This window comes from Streptococcus sp. CL5.50 (assembly GCF_049738015.1).
Classification (GTDB): Bacteria; Bacillota; Bacilli; order Lactobacillales; family Streptococcaceae; genus Streptococcus; species Streptococcus mitis_CA.
On sequence record NZ_JBKOTR010000001.1, the window covers coordinates 15,588 to 38,166 of the forward strand.

Genomic DNA, 22,579 nt, shown 5'->3' on the forward strand with positions numbered 1-22,579 from the left:
TGGATTACATAAATAATAAATTAGCATCTCCAAACTCATAGAATAAATACTGCTCATCTATTGCATGTCGATATAAATTCATAATATTTTCCGTGCCAATTACTGCTGCTGATAACGCAAGGCGACTAGTCATTGAACCGTGAAAATTTGTAATTAATGCATCCGTGATTTTGAAGTTGTAACCTGGATATATATATAAATCAGTATAATTTTTTAATGGAGATACAATTTTAAAATTATCATACTCACAGCTTTCCAAAGTCCTTATAACAGTCGTACCCACGGCAAATATTTTGTTTCCATTTAATTTAGTATCTCGAATTAATTCTGCAGTTTCTTCTGGTATTTCGTAGTATTCTTTGAAAACGCTATGTTCTTCAATAAATTCTTCAAAAATTTTTGTATCAACTGATGCACAATTTAAAGTAATATATCCAATTTTTACGCCTTTTTTTCTTAAAGCTCTTAAAATTCTATTAGAAAAATGTCGGTTAGCAGCAGGATTTTCAAATGAACCTAATTTATTAGCAATTCCATTTTGATAATAAGCAATGGACCACTTTTTTCTCGTATAAATAGACCTTACAGCTTCACCATGTACTAGGAGATAATCATATAAGTCTTCTTGTGAACAATTAAAACTGCACAAAAATTCCTCACCATTAATATTTTTATCTACTGTAACATTTATTTTATCGCTAAGAAAAAATTTTTCTGATATGATTCCATCCTGTAAATCTGACCTAATTCTGATATAAATTACATAACCTTCTTCATTTTTTGTTTTTATATGAAACTTTACTTCCCCATATTTTTCAGAGTACGCATAAAATATAGGAGAGACTGTCTTACTATTATTTAGAATAATCAAATCTCCTGGATTAATGTAATTATGAAAATTCAAGATATAGTCATCAATAATTTTATCTGAATTTTTAAATCCAATAATCAATCTTGAACTATCTCGACTCCCTGACATAAGTTCTACTGGCTCCCGAGCAGCTAATTCAACCGGTAATTCATATTTCAATTTATTTGTGTCATTTAGCATGATTTCCTCTTTCTAACGTTAGACTAATAACATAGTCTGTAGTAACTTCTAATCTTTGACAAATATAATACAAAAGATATACTGAGGGATAAGAAGTATTATTCTCTATTCTAGATAATTGCTTCCGGCTACACAAATTCTTATAAATATATTTTTGAGTTAATCCTTTATTAAGTCTTAAATTCCTCAATACATAACCTATACCATCCATTTCTTAAAATCCTTCAGATATCTTGATTTTATTATTAACTTTTCTTAAAGGTAAAACAAGACCCACATATATCCCATTTTAATCAATAGAAAATATATACAGAAAATCAATGAAATTCTATTTTTTGCCACAGTATAATAAGGTTAACTAGTCTTGTAAAAATTATTTTATCGTCATATCTGAGAATTAATCAGCTATTTCATAAAAATCATCAATCTTTGGCTGAGACACATTTGTCACAATCATAAATAGCATATAGTTCTTGACATATAGTATAATATATGAAAAAATACTTACTGGAGGTTGATAATATGACTGAAAAAATCAAAAACTGGGTTAATATTTGCGTTTTGAAAAATCAAGAAATTTTATTACTTAATAGACAGCACGATAATTTTCCTGGCTGGATTCCACCAGGGGGAAAAGTTGAATTCCCTGAAAGTTTTTTTGAAGCTGCACTACGGGAGCTTAAGGAAGAAACTGGACTCACTGCATTAAATCTTGAATTAAAGGGAATTTCAGGCTTTACTAATTCAATTGGTAATGAGAGATTTGTCTTCTATGACTTTTTATGTACTCAGTTTACTGGTGAACTAAGCACATCTGATGAAGGTGAGCCAAAATGGTGGAATCTAAAAGATATTGATAAAATACCAATGCAAGATGATATAAGAAAAAGGATACCGCTTTATTTAAGAAAAGGAAGCTTTGAAAGTATTAACTACTGGGATAATAATAAGAAATGCATTAGTGAAAACAAAACAATTTTATTTGACTAATATTCTCTACGGTATAATCAAATACAAAAGTCTCAATCCATTAGTAATTTTTGTATACTTTAGTACTCAATTTTATTGGTACTGAAGTATCGTTCAATTGATAACTTTTTCTCCCCTTTTCCTTTAGCCCAGTTCAACAACACTAATATAATTTTCGTTTCTCATATTTATAACTAATTAGTGTGTGTACATATATTCATAAAATATCATTAATGTACTCTTACTTTTCAGCAATTCTAATTTTTCCAAATTAGAAGCTTTCAAAAAGTTCAGCATTTATTTTATAATGATAAATTGTAAAATATAGTACAACAAAAAAACTCATAGCGTTTCATGAGCCCACTGAAAAAGTCATCAAATTGATGGCTTTTTTGTTATACTAGAGATGAGGTGAAATAATGCTTGATAATCAGTTAACTATGGATGTCAGTCCTTATTCTAGTTTGTATGATATCGTGGTTCCTAAAACCCACTTTTTACGTCAGCTAATTGAACTCTGTGATTTTAGCTTTATTTATGATGAACTAGAAAAGAATTATCGTCCCGATTTTGGGCGTAAAGCTTATTCACCGATTATGATGTTCAAATATCTCTTGTTAAAAGATATTTATAAGTTATCAGATGTAGATGTGGTAGGACGTTCCTTGTCAGATATGGCCTTTAAATTTTTTCTTGGTCTAGCTCCTGAAGATTCTGTTATCGAGCCATCCTCTCTGACGAAATTTAGAAAGCTAAGAATTAAAGATGACAAACTGCTTGATGTATTGATTCAGAAGTCTGTTCAAATTGCACTCGAACATAACTTGATTAAGAGTAAAATCCTCATTGTGGATGCCACTCACACCAAATCTCATTATAATCATAAGAAACCCCAAGAAATCCTTAGAGAGCGTTCAAAAGCTTTACGTAAAACAATTTATCAACATTCAGAAGATATCAAAATAGAATTTCCAAAGAAACCTCAAGAAGATAACCTCGAAGCAGAGTTGACCTATACAGAGGAGTTAATGGCTGTGGTTGAAAAACACGAGGAACTCTTAGCCCTACCGGCTGTTTCTCAAAAGTTCAATTACCTAAAAGAGGCTGTCGAGGACGACTTAGAACATTTGGAAGCTTCTGTTAAGGAGGAGGCTAGGCTCGGACATAAGACAGCCGACACCTCTTTCTATGGATATAAAAGTCATATCGCTATGACGGATGAACGGATTATTACTGCTTGCGTGGTCACTTCTGGTGAACAAAGCGATGGGAAATATTTACCTGAGTTATATGCCAAAACAAAGGAAAATAGTCTGGACATCGAGACTATTATTGGTCATGCAGCTTATTCGGGAAAGAACAACATTCAACTAACTCGCAAAGAAAAGATTCATTTGGTGTCAAAACTGAACCCTTCTGTTTTTCAAAAAGTTACCGTAAAGAAGAGGATGCGTTTGAATTTAATAAAGACGCAGGGCTATTTGTCTGTCCAGAAGGACACTTGGCTGTTCGCAAAGCAAGGACAGGGAAAAAATATCAAAATAAGAATCAAGTTGTCACTCATTACTTTGACATTGAAAAGTGCAAGAATTGTCTTTCCAAGGAAGGGTGTTATCAGGAGGGAGCAAAGTTTAAAACTTATTCATTGGCTATTAAGAGTAACGACCATCTTTTCCAGAAGAAATTTCAGGAAACACCTTATTTTAAAGAAATGGCCAGACATCGCTATAAAATCGAAGCGAAGAATGCCGAACTAAAACAGAGACATGGCTTTGATGTCGCGAGAGCATCGGGTCTTTTCAGCATGGAGTTACAGGCAGCCACAACCATCTTCGTGGTCAATATAAAACGAATTATGACCTTAATAAATACAAAATAACCGAGGAATTCGCTCAAATTGATGAAAGATTCCTCGATTTTCCTTTCATTAAAAGTAAGCTCCTTATTTTTTCAGTGGGTTCGTCCTTCTACAACTGTATTATCCTCAACTTTTTACCTAAAAGCTCTGATAGAGGCTGGGCAAAAACTCAACTTAAGGAGAAAATAAAGCAAATTTTCTAACAATAAAACGCATAATATCAAGGATTTAACACTTGATACTATGCGTTTTCTAATTTTAAAGACTTTTTGCCCAGTCTTACCAAACTAGAATGGCCTTTGAAAAGTTGCCATTCATTAAACCAAATAGGTTCATCTGTAACAGGATGACGTTGAGTTAAGGTATTTCCTCTAACTATATTTTTATGAATAAGATAATATGCAGATTTATAGATGTCACTTCTACTAGTTAGCTTAGTACTAAAAATTTGTTCGTACCAATCTAAATAATAAAGAAACATACGTGAACGTGCTACTTCTAAATTATCTTCGAGAAATTCTATCCCATATATAGATGATAATGCAATCAATGATTTTGTCTTCCAACTTCTTTCATCATATTGCATATTACATGATAACAGCAGATAATTTTCTTTCTAAAATAGCTTGCAAAAATTTCCCATCTCCTGCAGAAGGTTCTAAAAATGTTGCAGAAATATCTTCACAAGTCTCTTTAATACCTGGAGTATCTAATATTTTCTGTACCATCCAGAATGGTATAAAAACCTCTCCATGCTTTTGAACACGCTTTTTTGATTTGATTAAATTCTCTTTCAAAGTCTACTCCTTAAAAACGTTTATCTTTTAAGATTATACCATTTTTTAATCTTATATCTAACTATTTCTAAAGGGGGTTGGGGATTCCCCCAAAAATTAAATCACCCAAAAAGTACATACACTATGTGTATACAAATTTTGGGAATGATTTTAGGAGTGTGTGTATACAGACTCTGAGCTCGCAAAGTCATATTATGAAAAATTTTTCCTTCTCGACAAAATAATCCAAAAAATCAATTTGACTGTCATTTGTGTGTACAAATATTTTAAGAAGATATATAAAAAACGCTGCAAAATTTTTAACAGCGTTTCTTTATTTTAAAATTCTCATATGTCTTTCTTTTTTATGGTTAGCATCGTAGTATTCCAGCATCGCATGATACAAACGAGCCTTCGTTTTATCTTGTTGTTTAATCCCATGAAGAAATAATTCTGCTCTCTTTAATTTCAATATGTATTCGCATATCTGATCAAAATCCTTATCCATATTACTTTTGAAAATAAACATCTTTTTCCTCCATCACATCAACTATTTTTTGCATCAAAATAGACATATCCATTTTGTTTTCATAGCTTATTCTCCCAACTACAGTTGCAAGACGGGCTATAGAATTGATATTCTTTCCGACTTGTTCCAATTCTTCTGTTAAAGGAACTAAACCTTCAAAAGAGACTTTTTGGATGTTCAAATCTGTTCGTATTAATTTTTGTCTAGCAAACTCAGAAAAATTACGAATATTTTCCTTCCTCATACAATCATTTAATTTTTTATTTTCTTCTTCCGTCAAAAACACCTGTTTCAACACAGATTTTATTCTCATGGTCCTATCACCTCGTTTTCTTATTTAGTCGTTTTACAAGTTCTTTCACTTGTTTACTTGTCTTCTTTTCATATTCTATCATCAGCTCAACGCAGTAGTGAAATATCCTTACATTATCCAAATCTTCACTTTGTTCTGCTATTCTTTCTAACTGACGTAAGTTATTGATAATTCTTCTAACTTGAAATATAAAGTCATGATAAAATTCAAAATCAAATTGAAGATAAATAGGCGAACTCTTAAACAACATTTTCCTAGCATAAGAGGAAAAATTTAGATGGTTTGTCATTTCAATCAAGTTATTCACTATTTCATTCTGCTCTTCAGTGATATAACATTTCTTTAGAACAGTCCTATATCTACTCATTTATCATATACTTCTTTCGGGCATTTTCATGGGCAATAGCTTTGCACTCCAGCATACGTTCCTGCTTTAAATTCTCCATAGACTTAAATAAATACGCTAAAGGAGAAGTCGCATCCTCAGGAATCCGTTCAATCATGCTAATGACTTCATCACTTGTTACATACCCACTAGCCAAATACTCGCCTATCTTCATCTTCTGAGCATGTGTTAAAGTGTAATTGTTAGGATACAAAAATCTATCATTGTACTTATAAGAAATGGATTCTAACAAAGAATAATATTTGGGTGGAATATAAGTTTCAGGCTTTCTAGAACTATTATCCAGTATATTCTCAATCTCTTTCTTATTCTTACTCTTGTTCTTAATCTCTTGCGTTACATTATCATTTTCATCCGTTACTGTAACGTTACAGTCTAAAACGAGTTGTGGCTCGCCTGTAATTAGTGCTTTTTGTTTTTGTCTATGACGAGCAACACGTTCCCTAGTTTGTTTTCTAATCTTTTCTAGTCCATCTATATTCTGATGTTTCTCCCATTTTGGAATGGTAATAGCGCCATCTATGATTTCTATCATGCCAAATTCTTCAAACATGCTGAGAGCTAATTTTACAGATGTAGCCTTTCGTCTAAACACTGTTGAAAGCATCTCTTCTGTGTAATAAACCTTGTTCCCTAGACTTAATATGCCACTATTATTTTGCTTTCCTGCAAGCACCAGAATTTTAAACCATATTACAATAAGAGTATCTCCTTCTGGCATCGATTCTATTAGCTGAATTTTTTCATCATCAAATATATCTGTCGTTATCTTGATCCACTGAACACCATTCATACGAGTACCTATCTTTCATATTGCTTCAACCATCGTGTTACTGCTCTTTTATCGTATAAAGTCACTCCATCAATCACCATGGTTGGCATTCCTTCTTTCGTCCATTTTTGGATTGTTGTCGTAGATACATCTAACCACCTAGACAAACCTGACATACGAACCATAGGTTTATAAAGTTCTTTATCTTCAAATACTCTTGCTACAGCACTTGAAATCATCTCATCATAGTGAGCACGTAATTGCTTCTCTAATTCTTTAGGAAGCTGGACAACTAAAGTAGTTTCCGACATAAATTAACACCTCATTTCTAAATTAAATAAGCTCCGAAACCATTTAATTTATTATTCATTTTGAATTATATATCCTTTTTGAATTTTTGTCAAGCTTTTTTATTCAAAAAGAATAAAATGTGTTATAATGATAAAAAGGAGGTTCTCATGACGAATCATATTACTAAACTGATAGAAAATAGCGGAAAAAAATTGACAGAAATTAGCGAAGCTACAAATATAGCCTATCCTACACTTTCTGGATACAATCAAGGAATCCGCAAACCTAAAAAAGATAATGCTGAAAAATTGGCAAAATACTTTAATGTTTCCGTCGCTTACATTATGGGACTTGATAGCAACCCACACGCTCCATCAAATCTTAAAATCGTTACAGATAGTTTCAAAACATCTAAAATTGGTTCTGTAACACCTTTTAAAAGCGATATGGAGAAATTAAAGAAAAGTATCGAATTCGGTGAAAGGTCATTAACACTGCCACTTGATGATACTTTTTCAGATGAATTTCGTCATATATTCTCAGAATACCTAGCAGAGAAAAACAAACGTTTTATGTCTGAGTTTATAGACTATATGAATCACCAAAATAAAGATTCTAAAGTTTGGAAGAGCTGGATTAAAACAGACGAATACGCTATCCGCCAAGAAGATAGAAAAAATAGATAGACAGTCATTTCTCAATTACATAAGCTCCGAAAACTTAGATACGGAGAAAAAATGTCTATACACAAATACAAAACAAAAAAAGGAATCCTTTACTATGTCAGCTTTTACATTGGCTTAGATGCTTATGGAAAGAAAAAAAGGCACTTAAAGAGAGGATTCAGAACCAAAAAAGAGGCAAAATTGTACGAAGCTCGTTTAGAAGCTGGTGTCGTCGTCCCTACAGTAAATGCTGATAAACATAATCCAAAAGTCACTTATAAAGAACTTTATCAAGAATGGTTTAAGGCCTATGTTGGTACCGTTGAAGAAACAACTTCTTCCCAAACAAAGAATATCTATCGAATACATATTCTACCAGTATTTGGCGATAAATTCGTTGACCAAATCAGTCCTTTAGACTGTCAAAATTTTATTACACAAAAATCTCAGACTTTCAAAAATATCAAACAGATAAAATCCTACACCTCAAAAATTTTTGATTTTGCAATTAATATGAACTATATTGATCGAAATCCAATGAAGAATGTTATCATGCCTAAAATCAAAAAGACAAGATCAAATAATTTTTGGTCACTGGAGGAATTACATCATTTCCTAGATATCGTGAAAGAAACTGAGCCATTTAAATATTTTGCTCTATTTAGACTGCTTGCATTTAGTGGGCTACGAAAAGGAGAGTTATACGCTTTAAAATGGGCTGATATTGACTTTGATAGCAATCTCTTGAACATAGACAAAAGTCTAGGAAGAATTGACGGTAAAGCGATTGAAAAGAGCACAAAGAATGAATCTTCAGTTCGAACAATCTATCTTGATGATGAGACAATCGATATCATTAAGCAATGGAGAAATTTCTATCTGAAAGAACAATCTCAGTTGCCTCTTACAAAGCTGAATATTAGTAACGAATATATGTTCTCTTACATATCAAGCAATGACAAAATTGAACCCCTGCATGCTGACTACATTAACAATGTACTGAATCGAATTATTAAAAAGCATAAATTAAAACCAATTAGCCCACATGGGTTCAGACACACACATGCAACACTTATGTCTGAAATTGGAATCGATCCTTCTAATACATCAAAACGACTCGGTCACGCAAGCAGTCAGATGACATTAGATGTCTATACTCACACTACAAAAACTGGTGAGAAAAACTCTATTGACAAATTTGCAGATTATCTCAATAAAGCAAAGTAAAATCATGATGTTTAAAATCTAAAAGAGGTTATCAGAAGGTTATCACAAAGCTATTCGAGCTCAAAAATCGACAAAAAAGCACTTTGCAAAATCTTTGCAAAGTGCTTTGAAACGTTGATATAATCGTATTGATTAACGTTTTGAGAATTGTGATGCTTTACGAGCTTTCTTAAGACCTGGTTTCTTACGTTCAACTTTACGTGAGTCACGTGTAAGAAGTCCTGCGCGTTTCAATGAATCGCGGAAGTCTGGGTCTACTTGAAGAAGGGCACGAGCGATACCGTGACGGATAGCTCCTGATTGACCAGCGTATCCACCACCTACAACGTTAACGAAAACGTCGTATGAACCTGCAGTTGAAGTAACTGCGAATGGTTGGTTGATTACAAGACGAAGGTCAGCGTGTGGGATGTACTCTTCAACATCTTTTTTGTTAACAGTGATTTTACCAGTTCCTGGAACAAGGCGAACGCGTGCAACAGCGTTTTTACGACGTCCAGTACCTGCATATTGTGCTTGTGACATACTTTATTGTTCCTTTCCTTAGATAAGTCCTGAAATATCAAGAACTTCTGGTTGTTGTGCAGCGTGAGTGTGCTCAGCTCCAACAAACACTTTCAACTTCATACCTTGAGCGCGTCCAAGAGTATTGTGTGGAAGCATACCTTTAACTGATTTCTCAATCAAACGTACTGCATTTTTAGAACGAAGTTCACCTGCAGAGATTTGTTTCAATCCACCTGGGTGGTTTGAGTGAGTGTAGTAGATTTTATCAGTTGCTTTTTTACCAGTCAATTTAACTTTTTCAGCATTGATAACAATCACAAAGTCACCTGTATCAGTGTGTGGTGTAAATGTTGGTTTGTTTTTTCCGCGAAGTACGCTAGCAACTACTGCAGAAAGACGTCCAAGTGGTACATCAGTTGCGTCAACTACGTACCATTTACGTTCAACTTGGCCTGGTTTAGCCATAAATGTTGTTTTGTTCATGATTTCTCCTATATATAGTTCGATTTTTGTTTACGGTGATGGGTGTTCCTTCCCATCGAAAAGTATTTGGAAGGTTCCGGGGCCTTTCAAATGGGGTAAACAATACCGCCTACTATAATACCAAATTTCACCCCTAAAAGTCAATAGATATGAAAAATATTTTTCTGAATTCCACTCTTTTTATCTCTAAAAAACCTCGCTTTCGCGAGGCTCTTCTATTTATAAGATAAGGCACGTTTAAAGGTTTTCCAAGGACCTAAATCATCTGTTTGCAGAACGAGACTAGCATACATACGTCCGATAAAGACTGTTGCCGTTACTGCAAAAGCAATCGTAATAGCAAGCGAAATCCAAGCTTCTAACCCATTTGCATAACCATTAATAGCTCTAAACGGCATGAAGAAAGTCGAAATAAAGGGAATATATGAACCAATCTTCAAGATGAGATTGTCACCAGCTGCACCTAGAGCTGTCACTCCAAAAAAACCACCTATAATCAAAATCATCAAAGGCGACAAGGCTTTTCCTGAATCCTCAGGACGAGAAACCATAGAACCTAGGAAGGCTGCTAAAACAACGTACATAAAGAGGCTAACCAAGACAAACAATAAGGTGTTGAGCGAGAAAGCCTCTCCTATATGGTTTAAAATACCAGATTGTGCCAAGATTGGTAGGTCCTTAAAGAGAAGAATGGCAGCAAGTCCACCCACGACGTAAATGCCAATATGGGTCAAAATAACAAGAAGCAGAGCCAGCATGCGAGCGTAGAAATAATGACTAGCTCGGATACTAGAGAAGACCACCTCCATAATTTTGGTTCCTTTCTCGCTAGCCACTTCCTGAGCAGTGACACTAGCATAGGTAATCAAAATCATATAAAGGAAGAAACCAAGCCCTGCGGCCGCAAAGGTTTGAATCATTTTTTTATTTTCCTTGGATTCATCAATTTTCTCCGTAAAGTTAACTGTTTGTTCCAAGCGTTTTTCCTGTTCTTGGGACAAATTAGCCGCCGAGCGATTGAGTTGGTATTGCAGTTCGTTGAGCTTATTGGTTACTGCTAGCTTGATGCCTGTTTCAAGAGAAGTTTCACCATGATAGACGGCCTTGAGGACGCTGTCCTCTTGGTCAATGGTTAGGTAACCCTTGATTTTCTCATCTTTGATAGCAGCTTGGGCACTGGCTTCATCCTTATAATCAAAGTTGATACCATTGGTACCCTTGAGCCCATCTTCCACAGATGGCACAGTTGTTACTACTGCTATCTTACTATTCTTGGCCATAGAAGACCCTTGGAGATAGCCAATTCCTACAGATAAGGCTAAAAAGAGGAACGGCGAAATCACCATAAAGAAGAAACTCCACGATTTGACATGTCGAAGATAGGTTTCCTTCATTACAACCCACATATTTCTCATACTTCCACCCCTGATTCTAGTTTAAAGATTTCATCAATTGTTGGCGCTTGCTGGTCAAAGGTTGCGATATACTGCCCCTGAGTCAAGATTGGGAAGAGTTCCCTTCCAGCGCTCTCATCCTCTAAGATCAATTTCCAACTGCCTTGTTTGGTCAAGCTCACCTGTTTGACATGAGGAAGATTTTCCAATTCTTCCTTGCTTCGTTCACTTGAAACAAAGAGACGCGTTTTCCCGTATTGATTGCGGACATCCTGAACTGGTCCATGCAAGACCACACGACCATCTCGAATCATCAAAATATCATCACAAAGCTCCTCGACATTAGTCATAACATGGTCAGAAAAGATAATGGTTGCCCCACGTTCTTTTTCTTGAAAAATGACTTGCTTGAGCAATTCTGTATTGACTGGGTCCAATCCACTGAAAGGCTCATCCAAGATAATCAAGTCTGGCTCATGAATCAGAGTAATGATGAGCTGAATCTTCTGCTGATTTCCTTTTGACAGGCTCTTGATTTTATCTGTCAGCTTTCCTTTCACTTCCAACCTCTTCATCCATTGAGGGAGTTTTTCCTTGACCTCCTTGGCATCCATACCTTTTAGAGTCGCCAAGTAGCGAACTTGTTCAAGGACTGTCAATTTAGGCATGAGACTGCGTTCTTCAGGCAGATAGCCAATCCGAGCGTAGGTTTCCTGACGAATATCCTGACCATCCAGACTGATTTCTCCTTGATATTCTAAAAACTTCAAAATACTGTGGAAAATCGTTGTCTTCCCAGCACCATTTTTCCCGACTAATCCCAAAATACGACCTGGTCGCGCTTGAAAGTCAATACCAAACAAAACTTGCTTGGGTCCAAAACTTTTCTCTAGACTTCTTACTTCTAGCATCTTTCACCTCCGAAATGTCTTGCACTCATTATACTCCTTTTTGATAGCATTTACAATGATTTCTGTCCATTTTTTTCATCCTCATTTTAGTAAAAAATCTTAGAGTACTTTGAGTTATGAGTATATTATACACTGGTAAACTCCAATTTATCTTCTCTGTTCCTCAACTGTCTATTTTTGATCCTGAATTGTTATTTGAAAAGCAAAAATCCACCCCGAAGGATGGATTGATAAGTTAACGCACTTCTGCATTGACTTTTTCTTCAAGAGACGCTTGGATTTTTTCCATGTAGCGTGCGACTTCTTCGTCCGTTAAGCTGTCTTCTGGATTTTGGAAGGTCAAGCTATAGGCCATTGACTTCATACCAAGTCCCAATTTTTCACCTGAGAAGACGTCAAAGAGTTTGATATCTGTCAAACGTTTCACTCCTGCAGCTTGGATAGCGTCCACAACTTCTTGGTGAGTCACTTCTGCCTTGAGAAGGAGGGCAACGTCACGGCTAACTGCTGGGAATTTAGTAATTTCCACAAATGGAGTAGCTGGTTGAAGGGCAGCTTCGATGGCTGAAAGGTTAAGCTCAGCTACATACGTTTCTGGAATATCGTAAGCCTTAGCAGTGACTGGATGCACTTGGCCAAGGAAACCAAGAACTTGGTCACCGAGTGAAATCACGGCTGTACGTCCTGGGTGAAGGCTAGCGATTTCAGATGTTGCCGTATAGGTTACTTGGAGTCCCAAACGAGCAAAGAGGGCCTCAAGGATTCCTTTAGCATAGAAGAAATCAACTGGAACTGCTGCTGTTTGGAAATCTTTTTCAGCAACCAAGCCTGTCAAGGCAAAGGCAAAGCTGTTGATTTCATTTGGAAGTTCTTCTTTTGGATTACCTGTTTGTTCAAAGACTTTCCCAATCTCGTAAAGGGCCAAGTTTTTATTCTTACGAGCTACGTTATAAGCCACCGTATCAAGGATACCAGAAATCATATTTTGACGGAGGACAGAACGGTCCACTGTCATTGGCCACATGAGTTCAGTAAGGTTACTTGGTTGAGCCGTAAACTCAACTGCTTTTTCAGGAGTTGTTAGAGCATAGGTGATGATTTCTGTCAAACCTGCTCCTTCAGCAATGGTACGAACCTGACGGCGAAGTTTTTGTGTCGCAGTCAATTCACCAGCTGTACCATCATCTTTTGGAAGACTGGTTGGCAAGCGGTCATATCCATAGATACGAGCGATTTCTTCAAAGAGATCTGCTTCTATTGTGATATCCCAACGACGACGTGGTACGCTGACTGTAAAGCTGTCTGCATTTCCAGAAAGACCAAAGCCAAGACGACGGAAGACGTCTTCTACATCAGCATAAGAAAGCTCAGTTCCGAGGACACGGTTAACATCAGCAAGAGTTGAAGAAACTTTCACATCAGAGGTATCAAGCTCACCCGCTGAAACGATACCTTTACGCACCGTCGCACCTGTAAGTTCTGCAATCATGCTAGCTGCCGCATCAAGGGCTTCATTGACTGTTGCCACATTGATGCCTTTTTCAAAGCGAGAAGATGACTCAGAACGAAGGTTGAGGCGACCACTGGTCTTGCGGATAGATTTTCCGTTGAAGACTGCAGCTTCAAGGACGACACGACTAGATTTATCAGAGATTTCTGTTGCTTGACCGCCCATGACACCTGCAAGGGCTACTGGCTTGTCTGCGACAGTGATAACTAAGTCATTCACGTCCAAGTCACGTTCTTCGCCATCCAAGGTCACCAATTTTTCACCAGCGTGCGCTTCACGCACACGGATGTCACTCCCTTCAAAGGTATCCAAGTCAAAGGCGTGCATTGGTTGACCAAAGTAGAGAAGGATGTAGTTGGTCACGTCCACTACGTTATTGATTGGACGGATTCCTTCGTTCATGAGAAGGTTTTGCAACCATTGTGGACTTGGTGCGATAGTCACATTATCCAAGATACGAGCGGCATAGTAAGGCGCTTTGTCTGTCTCAATGCTGACAGAAAGGGCATCTGCCGCAGCTTCATTAGTTTCTGTTAGAGTAAATTCTTTAAAGTTGACTGCCTTATCATAAATAGCTGCCACTTCGTGAGCCACTCCACGCATAGAAAGGGCATCTGCACGGTTGGGTGTAATAGAAAGTTCGATGATTTCATCATCCAAGTCTAGATATGAGAAGACTTCCTCACCTGGAACGGCATTTTCTGGCAAGATTTGGATGCCATCTGCGAATTCCTTTGGCACAACTGAGTCAGAAATTCCCAATTCACCAAGTGAACAGATCATTCCAAGTGACTCAAGACCGCGGATTTTCCCTTTTTTGATCTTGTAATTGTCAGCGATGCGAGCTCCTGGAAGAGCCACCATAACCTTGATACCAGCACGCACATTCGGTGCACCACAGACGATTTGACGGGCTTCTTCTTCGCCAACGTTAACCTGACAAACATGGAGGTGAGTTTCTGGCACATCTTCGCAAGACAAGACCTCACCGACGACAATTTTTGAGAGACCAGCGGCCGGTGATTCGACACCTTCTACCTCGATCCCTGTAGTTGACATTTTTTCAGCCAACTCTTGTGATGGAACATCAATGTCCACCAATTCTTTTAACCATTTATAAGATACAAGCATAATTTAGTTCTCCAGAATGACAGTTGCCACTCTAGTTCTTTTCCTTTCCTATCATTTCAATAGAAGAATCATCTTCTTACCTTAATTTCTTTCTCAGTAACCAATCCGTATCTACTTTTTGACCAACCATAAAATGATGTTGGCTAAATTTTTCAAAACCATATCGATTATAAAACGCTTGAGCTTTTGTATTATGCTCCCAAACACCTAACCAAGCCCAGGAAAAACTATTTTTGGTAGCAAGTTCAAGAGCAAATTCAAACAGTTGCTTACCGAGTCCAAATCCTTGGAATTTTTGTAGCACATAGAGACGTTGAATTTCAAAAGCATCCTCTAATTCTCTCTCAGTCTGAGCACTTCCCCAGTTGACTTTGAGAAAACCAGCTATCTCCTCTTCATGCATAATGAAATAGGTTTCGGATTCTGGATTTTCCAACTCAGTTGACAAAACTCTCAGACTATAAGCCTCTTCAAAGTATTCCTGTAACTGCTCTTCCGTATTATCATGAGCAAATGTTTCACGAAAGGTTTGTTTGGCAATTTTAGCCAACACCTCAACATCTGCCATTTCTACTTTTCTAATCATTATTTAAACTGTTCTGAGAAGCGGACATCTCCTTGGTAGAATCCACGGATATCGTTGATTCCGTAACGGAGCATAGCTACACGCTCTTGTCCAAGACCAAAGGCAAATCCAGAGTAAACAGTCGCATCGATACCACTCATTTCAAGGACACGTGGGTGAACCATACCGGCACCCATAATTTCGATCCAACCTGTTTTCTTACATACGTTACAGCCTTCTCCACCACACTTGAAGCAAGAAACATCCACCTCAACAGATGGCTCTGTGAATGGGAAGTAAGATGGACGCAGACGGATCTGACGCTCTTCACCGAACATTTTTTGCACAATCAACTGAAGGGTTCCTTGAAGATCAGCCATAGAGATATTTTTCCCAACAACCAAGCCTTCAATTTGGTGGAACTGGTGACTGTGGGTCGCATCGTCTGTGTCACGACGGAACACACGCCCTGGTGAGATCATTTTCAAAGGACCTTTAGAGAAATCATGGGCATCCATAGCACGCGCCTGAACTGGAGACGTGTGAGTACGTAGCAAGATTTCTTCTGTGATATAGAATGTGTCCTGCATATCACGAGCTGGGTGGTCTTTTGGAAGGTTCATACGTTCAAAGTTATAGTAGTCTTGCTCCACTTCAAAACCATCCACGACTTGGTAACCCATCCCAATGAAAATATCTTCGATTTCTTCACTGGTTTGTGTCAAAACGTGACGGTGACCAGTAGCAACTGGGCGACCTGGAAGCGTCACATCGATACTCTCGCTAGCCAGTTGAGCTGCGACTTTCTTTTCTTCCAAGAGCTTAGCTGTTTCTTCAAAGGCTGCTGTCAAGACATCACGAGCTTCATTGACGTGTTTCCCAATGATTGGACGCATCTCAGCAGAAACATCTTTCATCCCTTTGAGGATTTCAGTGAGCGAACCCTTTTTACCAAGGACAGAGACACGCAAATCTTGCATCTCTTTTTTATTTTCAGCAGTAATCTGCTTCAAGCTAGCCAGCGTTTCTTCACGAAGCGCTTTTAATTGTTCTTCAATAGTTGACATAATTCCTCCATCAGTCGCTTATCAGATAAAAAGAAAACCACATGCCAAAAACTCCACTCGGAGCGTTGACACGCGGTACCATCCGTTTTCATCTGACAAGTCAGACCTTCATTTCTAAATCCATGCGCAAGTGAATTCACCCAGCTTTCATATAAAGAGCTTGCAGTCACGGCTCTCCTCCCTGATATACTTCCCTTGAGTTACTAGTCTTGCAGATTTCTATTCAATTACTACATAGTTTATCAGATTTTGAGTTAAAAAACAAGTTAGATTAGACTAATTTCAATACAAAACTCGTTCCTTTTTCTGTTGCTCCATTTTCCACAAATCCAAGCGACTTGAAACAGCGCCTAGATACATGATTGTAAGTGTAGATTTCCTTGACTCTCAATTCTTTCCATCCTTTTATTCGAGCCAATTCAATCAAAGTACTTAGGATCTTTTTTCCAAGTCCTCGATGTTGGTAAGCGGGATTTCCAATCACAATGGGGAGATTGTCCTGAGATAGTGTAACATCCCCAATTGGAAACCATTCACCCTTCTCCTTGACTTCAATCCAAAAAAGCTCACCATGCTGATCCAAATAGGAATACATGGCTTCCAAAGTTTCTTGACTATAAGGAAGCTTCACCCCATCTACGAGGTGAACCAAGTTCACATCCTGATACCAAGCAAGAGCTTCTTCACAATGATTGACCTTATAATAAGGAACAAGACGCAGTGAATTATCTATTTGTAGGGTCTGTTTCATCTGCTTTCCTTTTCAACAAAAGAGTTGCTGCTTGATTAAAACCATCACACCAGTTATACCATTTTGCTTCATACTCATCTTGAGCTAAGATATGATTTTTTAAATCCAGAACAGAGTAAATTTTTCTTTCTTCGCAGGCTTGCGCATAGAGATGATATAGTTCATCACCACCATCTCTATCCCACTCAGCAGAAATCGTATCCCGACCTGCCAATAAAGCCTGATAAGCCCTGTGATGCCCATCTGTAATCAACAAGCAATCTCCAAAGGCAAGAATACTGATTGGATCGACTTGGATTGTTTCTGCCGACTGGTAAAGCATCTGAATATCTTGCAACTTCTTTTCTGATAAGTATAGTTGAGTCGGATGAAGATCTGCTATATTGACTTTCATTTCTTTCTCCTCAAGGGAATTTGATACTCACTTCTGCTTGCCTTTAAATCGCCATTGGAAGCGTAGCTTGTCATAGAAGGGAAACTCGATAAACAAGACTCCCAAGCCCACACAGAGACTGGCAAGAACGTCTGATGGATAATGAACTCCCAGATAGACCCTTGATACCAACACACTGACTAGGTAGAGGCCAAGGACGATTTGTACGATTTTTCTCCAGACTGGGTCTTTCATCCGTTGACTGAGAATGACAATCAGAGTGCCTACCATCAAGGTTACAGCCAGAGAATGGCCACTTGGGAAAGAAAATCCCTTCTCCTCAACCAAGTGTAAAATAGCTGGTCGCGGGCGCTGGTAGATATTTTTAAAGGTCACGATTAAAAGTCCTGCCAAAGCCAGATTTCCCAGCATGAAGAAACTTTCTATCTTCCACCGATTACGATAAAAGACAAAAGCTGTAATGACAACCCAAGTGATAATCACTGGAATATCAATCAAGCGTGTGATGGCGCGGAAAAGAATAGTCAAATAATCTGGTAAGTCTCCTCGAACGGCAGTCTGTATCGGTTGGTCAAAACCGACCAGCGTTTCAGGGTAAAATTTGACCATGTAGCCAAGAATAACGAAAAGTAAAAGGGCAAAACTGCCCTTCATTAAAAATGTTTGTTTATCTCTCATAATGTTTTAAGGTTGGTTTCAAAAGGACGTACAACAACCAGAATGAAACGGAAAAGATTACACCCTCAATCAAGTTAAAAGGTAATACCATGGTCATTAGGTAGTTGGAAAGTCCCAAAATTTTTCCAATATCAAAGTTAGCAAACTTAGCGTACAAAGGAACAGCGTAAACATAGTTGAGAACCAACATAGCCACGGTTAAACCAATAGTCCCAGCTAGAGAGCCTAGTAGGAAACGAAGGGTTGTCCGTTCCTTTTTCCAAATCAAAGCAAATACGATGACAAAAACTCCCAAAGCTACGATATTCATCGGCAAACCAATGTAAGTATTCACTCCTTGACTATTAAGAAGCAATTTCAAGAGTGAGCGAAGCAAGAGAATTCCTAGAGCAGCAGGCAAATCCATGACCACCAGACCCACAAGGACTGGCAAGATACTAAATTCGATCTTGAGGAAGGACGCCGCTGGTAAAAGCGGAAAGTCAAAGTACATCAGCACAAATGAGATGGCTGATAAAATTGCAATGGTCGAAAGTCGACGTGTGTTTGTCATAACAGGTTCCTCCAATTTTCTATAAAATCAGAAGAAGTTAGAAAGGATTCCTCTATCTATTCTCACTTTTTATATCCCAAAAGTTCCCTCTCACTCTATCAAAGAAAATAAAAGCAAGCGGTTACAATCTAGCTATAAATCTATCAGAACAGACAAAGCTATTCTTTCGTCTTCTCCCATCCAGACTATACTGTCGGTTGTGGAATCTCACCACATCAGCTTGCGCTCGCGGACTTCTTTAAAGAGAAGGAAATAGAGATTTTTCTTTTAGACTAGGCGACAAGCTGTAGGCATAACTTCTGGTTAGGCAAAGCTTGTCAACAAAGTATAAAAGGAAAAGATCATTTCCTAGTTAAAGTCACCGCCGGTCGGGAATCACACCCTGCCCTGAAGACTCTTTTATCATAACAAAAAACGCTTGCAAGCGCAAGCATTTTGTTCATTTTCATTTTCATTTTTTATTTCAATTTATCCACTTCATAGGTATGAACAAGCTCAAGACCTGCAAAGTTCTGCTGGCGAAGAGCCTCATAGACAATCATACAGACGGTATTAGACACATTGAGACTGCGAACATGTTCATCATTCATAGGAATACGGAGAGCCTTCTCAGGATGTTCTCGCATAAAGTCCTCAGGTAAACCCTTGTCTTCGCGTCCAAAGAGAAAATAATGGTCTTCGTTAGTCGATAAATCCACATCAGAATACACTTTCTCAGCGAATTTCGAAATCAGATAGAGTTTTCCCTTCATCTGAGACATGAAATCTTCTAAACTGTCGTAAAAATAAATCTCTAGCTTATCCCAATAATCCAACCCAGCTCGCTTCATCTTGCGGTCATCGATAGGAAAGCCCATGGGCTTGATGATGTGGAGGAAAGAATTAGTCGCAGCGCAAGTACGCGCGATATTGCCTGTATTTTGTGGAATTTGTGGTTCAAATAATACAATGTGATTTGTCATGACTTGCTTCCTTTTACCATTGCAAAAAAATAGCCACACTGCCCGGAGTCAAGCTCAGCAAACAGCGTGGTTAAGGCATCGTTAACTTACCTCACAACAGGTTTGAAGTAAATCAGCGAAACTACTTTCTTAGTATAACACTTTCAGAATCATTGTCAATAGAAACGACTTGATTTTTTCAATTTTTTCAAGCTATTTCCAAGGGTTGTAAAATCGTCCGTGATTCTGCAAGATAAGTAGTAAACTAGCTACTAAAAACAATGCTGCCAAGAGCAAGGTAAGATAATCTCCTTTTTTCAAGGCCTGATAACTATACCAAGTGCGCTTTTTCTCTTTTCCAAAGCGGCGAAGTTCCATGGCGGTCGCAATGGTATCAATGCGTTCTAGCGAGCTAAAAATCAAGGGAGTGATAATGCGCAGATTGCCTTTGATTCGTTGCATAAGAGAAGCTTTCTTGGATAATTCCATCCCACGCGCCTCCTGAGACATCTTGATAGTAAAGAATTCTTCCTGCAAATCTGGAATATAGCGCAAGGTCAGACTGACAGAATAGGTAATCTTATAAGGCACACCGATTTGATTTAAACTGGAAGCAAACTGACTAGGGTGGGTTGTCATCAAAAAGATAATAGCCAGAGGAATGGTGCAAAGGTACTTAATGGCCAGATTTAGCAGATAAAAGAGCTCTTGACTGGTCAGAGTGTAGGCACCGATTCCCTGCCAAATCACACTTCTCTCTCCGTAAAGTCCAACCCCATACTCGGGAGAAAAGAGATAGACCATCAAAACGTTTAAAACGGCAAATACCGTCGCAAAAACTGCTACAAAGGAAACATCTTTAAAACGGATTTCTGACAAATAGAGGAGAAATACCGAAAAGATGGCAATCAGAACAAGCAGTCTGGTATCATAGCTAATCATGGCCGCCAATGACACGAGAATGAAAAAGAGGAGTTTCCCAGCTCCTGACAAGCGATGAATCACAGTATCTCTATGCTGGTAACCGATTAATTTAGCTTGCATCCTTCTCTCCTTTCTTTGTAAAATGCCGTTAAAGCAAGTGGATCCACGTCTAGTTTCTTGGCCAAGTTGAAGATTGAAGTTTCTTTTAGATTGGCTTTTACTAACAGCTCAGGATTGCTCAACAGACTAGCTGGATCAGTATCGGCAATCAATTCTCCATCCACCATGACAAGAGCTCGGTCTGAATAATCCAGCATCAATTGCATATCATGAGTAATCATGACAATGGTATGCCCTTTTTGATGTAACTCTTCGAGAAATTCCATAATCTCAGTATAGTTCTTCTGGTCTTGACCTGCTGTCGGTTCATCTAGGAGGATAATTTCAGCCCCTAAGACCAAAATCGATGCAATAGTCACACGTTTTTTCTGACCAAATGACAGGGCAGAAATGGGCCAATTACGGAATTCATAGAGACCACAGATTTTCAAGGTTTCATAGACTCTCGTTTCAATTTCCTTCTCGTCCACACCTCGCAAACGAAGTCCCAGAGCTACCTCATCAAAAATCATGCTGGTCGAAATCATTTGATTGGGATTTTGTAGCACATAGCCTACTCGTCCCGCCCGCTCTGCAACAGAATCTCCTTTTATATCCTGTCCTTCCCAAAGATAGCGACCTTCAGTCTGGATAAAGCTACTTAAAGCCTTGGCTAGAGTTGACTTCCCTGCACCATTTTTTCCAACAATGGCAATCTTTTCACCTTTTTTAATATCCAGATGAATGGATTTCAAAATCGGTCTATCATCATAAGAAAAAGATACATCCTCTAGTCTAAAGAGTGACTGCAATTCTGGGGTTTCTTTTACCAGTTCCGTCCGCAACTGAACCTGACCTTTTGAGATAGACAAGTTATCCAGATCTGCTAATTGTTCTTCCTTGACTAAATCCACACCCAATTGACGGAGAGTGGTCAGATAAAGGGGTTCTCGAATTCCATTTTGTGTCAATAAATCAGTCGCTAGTAACTGATCAGGACCCCCATTAAAGAGGATACGACCATCGTTTATCAAGACAATCCGATCGACAGGGCGATGCAGAACATCCTCCAAACGGTGCTCAATAATAAGGGTCGTCGTCCCCTCTTCCTTATGAATCTGGTCAATCAATTCGATAATATCCTGACCTGACTTGGGATCCAGATTGGCGAGTGGCTCATCAAACAAGAGAATCGGACTTTCATCAATCAAAACACCAGCCAGACTAACCCGTTGCTTTTGTCCACCTGACAAATCCTGAGGACGCTGATTCAGTAAAGAAATAAGGTCCAACTTTTCTGCCCATTTATGAACACGATTTTTCATCTCATCTAGAGCTGTCACATCATTTTCCAGAGCAAAAGCCAAATCTTCTGCCACGGACAGACCGATAAACTGCCCATCTGTATCCTGCAAAACTGTACTGACCAGATGAGATTTATCATAGATGCTCATATCAAAGGCTGCTTGTCCTTTGATCAAAAATTCTCCAGATGTCTGACCCTTGTAAATATTTGGAATAATCCCATTCAAACACTGACCCAAGGTAGACTTGCCTGACCCAGATGGCCCAACAATTAAAACTTTCTCTCCCTTATAAATAGTTAAGTCCACTCCTTGCAAGGTCGGTTCTTGTTGCGTTTCATACTGGAAAGAGAAATCCTTCCACTCAATTATAGCTTCTTTCATCTTACTCTCTTCATTCGCTTCTTAGACTTCTATTTTATCATAAATCGAACCCTTCTTGCAGTCTCTTCTCTTAAAAACTTAGCGCCAACAAGATTCCTAGCCTAAATTGCTTACCCGACTAGCCTA

At 38.0% G+C, this 22,579-nt stretch carries 23 protein-coding genes, 2 pseudogenes and 1 riboswitch; of the genes and pseudogenes, 4 read left to right on the forward strand and 21 right to left on the reverse strand.

The features are described from left to right. Positions 1 to 4 precede the first annotated feature (4 nt). Entirely contained in the window at positions 5 to 1,051 is a 1,047-nt protein-coding gene (locus ACLNCV_RS00085) for an S-adenosylmethionine:tRNA ribosyltransferase-isomerase (protein ID WP_173875783.1), read from the reverse strand. Continuing rightward, positions 1,041 to 1,262, reverse strand: a complete 222-nt coding sequence (locus ACLNCV_RS00090; protein WP_368039306.1) for a helix-turn-helix domain-containing protein — start codon at positions 1,260 to 1,262, stop codon at positions 1,041 to 1,043. The genes ACLNCV_RS00085 and ACLNCV_RS00090 overlap by 11 nt, the downstream gene beginning before the upstream one ends. Before the next feature lie 311 nt (positions 1,263 to 1,573). Here ACLNCV_RS00090 and ACLNCV_RS00095 point away from each other — a divergent pair, with 311 nt between their 5' ends. After that, positions 1,574 to 2,041 carry an 8-oxo-dGTP diphosphatase gene (locus ACLNCV_RS00095; protein WP_084888180.1) on the forward strand — a complete coding sequence of 156 codons (468 nt, stop codon included), beginning with the start codon at positions 1,574 to 1,576 and terminating at the stop codon, positions 2,039 to 2,041. A 398-nt stretch (positions 2,042 to 2,439) separates the two neighbouring features. After that, positions 2,440 to 3,899: pseudogene (locus tag ACLNCV_RS00100) on the forward strand (IS1182 family transposase). A gap of 256 nt (positions 3,900 to 4,155) precedes the next feature. Here ACLNCV_RS00100 and ACLNCV_RS00105 read toward each other — a convergent pair. From ACLNCV_RS00105 to ACLNCV_RS00125, 5 genes and pseudogenes are all read right to left on the reverse strand, one after another. Continuing rightward, positions 4,156 to 4,675 (reverse strand): annotated as a pseudogene (locus tag ACLNCV_RS00105) (methylase); the annotation flags it as partial. Positions 4,676 to 4,988: 313 nt separating this feature from the next. Further along, positions 4,989 to 5,183 carry a hypothetical protein gene (locus ACLNCV_RS00110; RefSeq protein ID WP_000469564.1) on the reverse strand — a complete coding sequence of 65 codons (195 nt, stop codon included), beginning with the start codon at positions 5,181 to 5,183 and terminating at the stop codon, positions 4,989 to 4,991. After that, the gene (locus ACLNCV_RS00115) at positions 5,164 to 5,496 is read right to left on the reverse strand and encodes a hypothetical protein (RefSeq protein WP_001220782.1); all 333 of its coding nucleotides are present in this window, start codon (positions 5,494 to 5,496) and stop codon (positions 5,164 to 5,166) included. Before ACLNCV_RS00115 ends, ACLNCV_RS00110 begins: the two co-directional genes overlap by 20 nt. Positions 5,497 to 5,855: 359 nt before the next feature. Beyond that, positions 5,856 to 6,695 carry a phage replisome organizer N-terminal domain-containing protein gene (locus ACLNCV_RS00120; protein ID WP_001014727.1) on the reverse strand — a complete coding sequence of 280 codons (840 nt, stop codon included), beginning with the start codon at positions 6,693 to 6,695 and terminating at the stop codon, positions 5,856 to 5,858. 8 nt (positions 6,696 to 6,703) lie between these two features. Then, positions 6,704 to 6,985 (reverse strand): DNA-binding protein, encoded by a 282-nt coding sequence (locus ACLNCV_RS00125; protein ID WP_153209587.1) that lies wholly within the window; start codon positions 6,983 to 6,985, stop codon positions 6,704 to 6,706. A gap of 147 nt (positions 6,986 to 7,132) precedes the next feature. Between ACLNCV_RS00125 and ACLNCV_RS00130 the strand changes: the two genes are divergently transcribed. Next, a complete protein-coding gene (locus ACLNCV_RS00130) occupies positions 7,133 to 7,651 on the forward strand; it encodes a helix-turn-helix domain-containing protein (RefSeq protein ID WP_117644784.1) in 519 nt (172 codons plus the stop codon). A gap of 51 nt (positions 7,652 to 7,702) precedes the next feature. Continuing rightward, a complete protein-coding gene (locus ACLNCV_RS00135) occupies positions 7,703 to 8,857 on the forward strand; it encodes a tyrosine-type recombinase/integrase (RefSeq protein WP_424844765.1) in 1,155 nt (384 codons plus the stop codon). Between the two features lie 132 nt (positions 8,858 to 8,989). Here ACLNCV_RS00135 and rpsI read toward each other — a convergent pair whose 3' ends face one another. The 14 genes from rpsI to ACLNCV_RS00205 form a co-directional block, all read right to left on the reverse strand. Further along, positions 8,990 to 9,382, reverse strand: coding sequence for a 30S ribosomal protein S9 (gene rpsI / locus ACLNCV_RS00140; protein ID WP_000075964.1), 393 nt, complete (start codon positions 9,380 to 9,382; stop codon positions 8,990 to 8,992). Between the two features lie 18 nt (positions 9,383 to 9,400). After that, the gene (rplM, locus tag ACLNCV_RS00145) at positions 9,401 to 9,847 is read right to left on the reverse strand and encodes a 50S ribosomal protein L13 (RefSeq protein WP_001044624.1); all 447 of its coding nucleotides are present in this window, start codon (positions 9,845 to 9,847) and stop codon (positions 9,401 to 9,403) included. A 215-nt stretch (positions 9,848 to 10,062) separates the two neighbouring features. Continuing rightward, positions 10,063 to 11,262: an ABC transporter permease gene (locus ACLNCV_RS00150; RefSeq protein WP_261019126.1), complete on the reverse strand. Its 1,200-nt coding sequence runs from the start codon at positions 11,260 to 11,262 to the stop codon at positions 10,063 to 10,065. Continuing rightward, positions 11,259 to 12,152 carry an ABC transporter ATP-binding protein gene (locus ACLNCV_RS00155; RefSeq protein ID WP_000895282.1) on the reverse strand — a complete coding sequence of 298 codons (894 nt, stop codon included), beginning with the start codon at positions 12,150 to 12,152 and terminating at the stop codon, positions 11,259 to 11,261. Before ACLNCV_RS00155 ends, ACLNCV_RS00150 begins: the two co-directional genes overlap by 4 nt. Positions 12,153 to 12,387: 235 nt before the next feature. Then, on the reverse strand, positions 12,388 to 14,793 hold the full coding sequence (gene pheT, locus ACLNCV_RS00160; RefSeq protein ID WP_084925864.1) for a phenylalanine--tRNA ligase subunit beta: 2,406 nt from the start codon (positions 14,791 to 14,793) through the stop codon (positions 12,388 to 12,390). A gap of 76 nt (positions 14,794 to 14,869) precedes the next feature. Continuing rightward, entirely contained in the window at positions 14,870 to 15,379 is a 510-nt protein-coding gene (locus ACLNCV_RS00165; RefSeq protein WP_000619948.1) for a GNAT family N-acetyltransferase, read from the reverse strand. After that, positions 15,379 to 16,425, reverse strand: coding sequence for a phenylalanine--tRNA ligase subunit alpha (gene pheS / locus ACLNCV_RS00170; RefSeq protein WP_031237702.1), 1,047 nt, complete (start codon positions 16,423 to 16,425; stop codon positions 15,379 to 15,381). The genes ACLNCV_RS00165 and pheS overlap by 1 nt, the downstream gene beginning before the upstream one ends. Before the next feature lie 271 nt (positions 16,426 to 16,696). After that, entirely contained in the window at positions 16,697 to 17,146 is a 450-nt protein-coding gene (locus ACLNCV_RS00175) for a GNAT family N-acetyltransferase (protein ID WP_025171197.1), read from the reverse strand. 4 nt (positions 17,147 to 17,150) lie between these two features. Next, positions 17,151 to 17,570, reverse strand: coding sequence for a hypothetical protein (locus tag ACLNCV_RS00180; RefSeq protein WP_000867293.1), 420 nt, complete (start codon positions 17,568 to 17,570; stop codon positions 17,151 to 17,153). Positions 17,571 to 17,597: 27 nt separating this feature from the next. Next, positions 17,598 to 18,248, reverse strand: coding sequence for a phosphatase PAP2 family protein (locus ACLNCV_RS00185; protein WP_136936916.1), 651 nt, complete (start codon positions 18,246 to 18,248; stop codon positions 17,598 to 17,600). Then, a complete protein-coding gene (locus tag ACLNCV_RS00190) occupies positions 18,238 to 18,801 on the reverse strand; it encodes an ECF transporter S component (RefSeq protein WP_000185823.1) in 564 nt (187 codons plus the stop codon). Before ACLNCV_RS00190 ends, ACLNCV_RS00185 begins: the two co-directional genes overlap by 11 nt. Positions 18,802 to 18,965: 164 nt before the next feature. Further along, a riboswitch (FMN riboswitch) is annotated at positions 18,966 to 19,200 on the reverse strand. A 59-nt stretch (positions 19,201 to 19,259) separates the two neighbouring features. Next, positions 19,260 to 19,763, reverse strand: coding sequence for a tRNA (cytidine(34)-2'-O)-methyltransferase (locus ACLNCV_RS00195; RefSeq protein ID WP_125392910.1), 504 nt, complete (start codon positions 19,761 to 19,763; stop codon positions 19,260 to 19,262). Between the two features lie 192 nt (positions 19,764 to 19,955). Next, positions 19,956 to 20,786 carry an energy-coupling factor transporter transmembrane component T family protein gene (locus ACLNCV_RS00200; RefSeq protein ID WP_261082246.1) on the reverse strand — a complete coding sequence of 277 codons (831 nt, stop codon included), beginning with the start codon at positions 20,784 to 20,786 and terminating at the stop codon, positions 19,956 to 19,958. Beyond that, complete coding sequence (locus ACLNCV_RS00205) at positions 20,771 to 22,453, reverse strand: ABC transporter ATP-binding protein (RefSeq protein WP_261126540.1); 1,683 nt, start codon at positions 22,451 to 22,453, stop codon at positions 20,771 to 20,773. Before ACLNCV_RS00205 ends, ACLNCV_RS00200 begins: the two co-directional genes overlap by 16 nt. Between the last annotated feature and the right edge of the window lie 126 nt (positions 22,454 to 22,579).

Coding starts and splice junctions, on each gene's coding strand:
- ACLNCV_RS00085 (WP_173875783.1), bottom strand. CDS start 1,051: ATGCTAAATGACACAAATAAATTGAAATATGAATTACCGGTTGAATTA.
- ACLNCV_RS00090 (WP_368039306.1), bottom strand. CDS start 1,262: ATGGATGGTATAGGTTATGTATTGAGGAATTTAAGACTTAATAAAGGA.
- ACLNCV_RS00095 (WP_084888180.1), top strand. CDS start 1,574: ATGACTGAAAAAATCAAAAACTGGGTTAATATTTGCGTTTTGAAAAAT.
- ACLNCV_RS00110 (WP_000469564.1), bottom strand. CDS start 5,183: ATGTTTATTTTCAAAAGTAATATGGATAAGGATTTTGATCAGATATGC.
- ACLNCV_RS00115 (WP_001220782.1), bottom strand. CDS start 5,496: ATGAGAATAAAATCTGTGTTGAAACAGGTGTTTTTGACGGAAGAAGAA.
- ACLNCV_RS00120 (WP_001014727.1), bottom strand. CDS start 6,695: ATGAATGGTGTTCAGTGGATCAAGATAACGACAGATATATTTGATGAT.
- ACLNCV_RS00125 (WP_153209587.1), bottom strand. CDS start 6,985: ATGTCGGAAACTACTTTAGTTGTCCAGCTTCCTAAAGAATTAGAGAAG.
- ACLNCV_RS00130 (WP_117644784.1), top strand. CDS start 7,133: ATGACGAATCATATTACTAAACTGATAGAAAATAGCGGAAAAAAATTG.
- ACLNCV_RS00135 (WP_424844765.1), top strand. CDS start 7,703: ATGTCTATACACAAATACAAAACAAAAAAAGGAATCCTTTACTATGTC.
- rpsI (WP_000075964.1), bottom strand. CDS start 9,382: ATGTCACAAGCACAATATGCAGGTACTGGACGTCGTAAAAACGCTGTT.
- rplM (WP_001044624.1), bottom strand. CDS start 9,847: ATGAACAAAACAACATTTATGGCTAAACCAGGCCAAGTTGAACGTAAA.
- ACLNCV_RS00150 (WP_261019126.1), bottom strand. CDS start 11,262: ATGAGAAATATGTGGGTTGTAATGAAGGAAACCTATCTTCGACATGTC.
- ACLNCV_RS00155 (WP_000895282.1), bottom strand. CDS start 12,152: ATGCTAGAAGTAAGAAGTCTAGAGAAAAGTTTTGGACCCAAGCAAGTT.
- pheT (WP_084925864.1), bottom strand. CDS start 14,793: ATGCTTGTATCTTATAAATGGTTAAAAGAATTGGTGGACATTGATGTT.
- ACLNCV_RS00165 (WP_000619948.1), bottom strand. CDS start 15,379: ATGATTAGAAAAGTAGAAATGGCAGATGTTGAGGTGTTGGCTAAAATT.
- pheS (WP_031237702.1), bottom strand. CDS start 16,425: ATGTCAACTATTGAAGAACAATTAAAAGCGCTTCGTGAAGAAACGCTG.
- ACLNCV_RS00180 (WP_000867293.1), bottom strand. CDS start 17,570: ATGAAAGTCAATATAGCAGATCTTCATCCGACTCAACTATACTTATCA.
- ACLNCV_RS00185 (WP_136936916.1), bottom strand. CDS start 18,248: ATGAGAGATAAACAAACATTTTTAATGAAGGGCAGTTTTGCCCTTTTA.
- ACLNCV_RS00190 (WP_000185823.1), bottom strand. CDS start 18,801: ATGACAAACACACGTCGACTTTCGACCATTGCAATTTTATCAGCCATC.
- ACLNCV_RS00195 (WP_125392910.1), bottom strand. CDS start 19,763: ATGACAAATCACATTGTATTATTTGAACCACAAATTCCACAAAATACA.
- ACLNCV_RS00200 (WP_261082246.1), bottom strand. CDS start 20,786: ATGCAAGCTAAATTAATCGGTTACCAGCATAGAGATACTGTGATTCAT.
- ACLNCV_RS00205 (WP_261126540.1), bottom strand. CDS start 22,453: ATGAAAGAAGCTATAATTGAGTGGAAGGATTTCTCTTTCCAGTATGAA.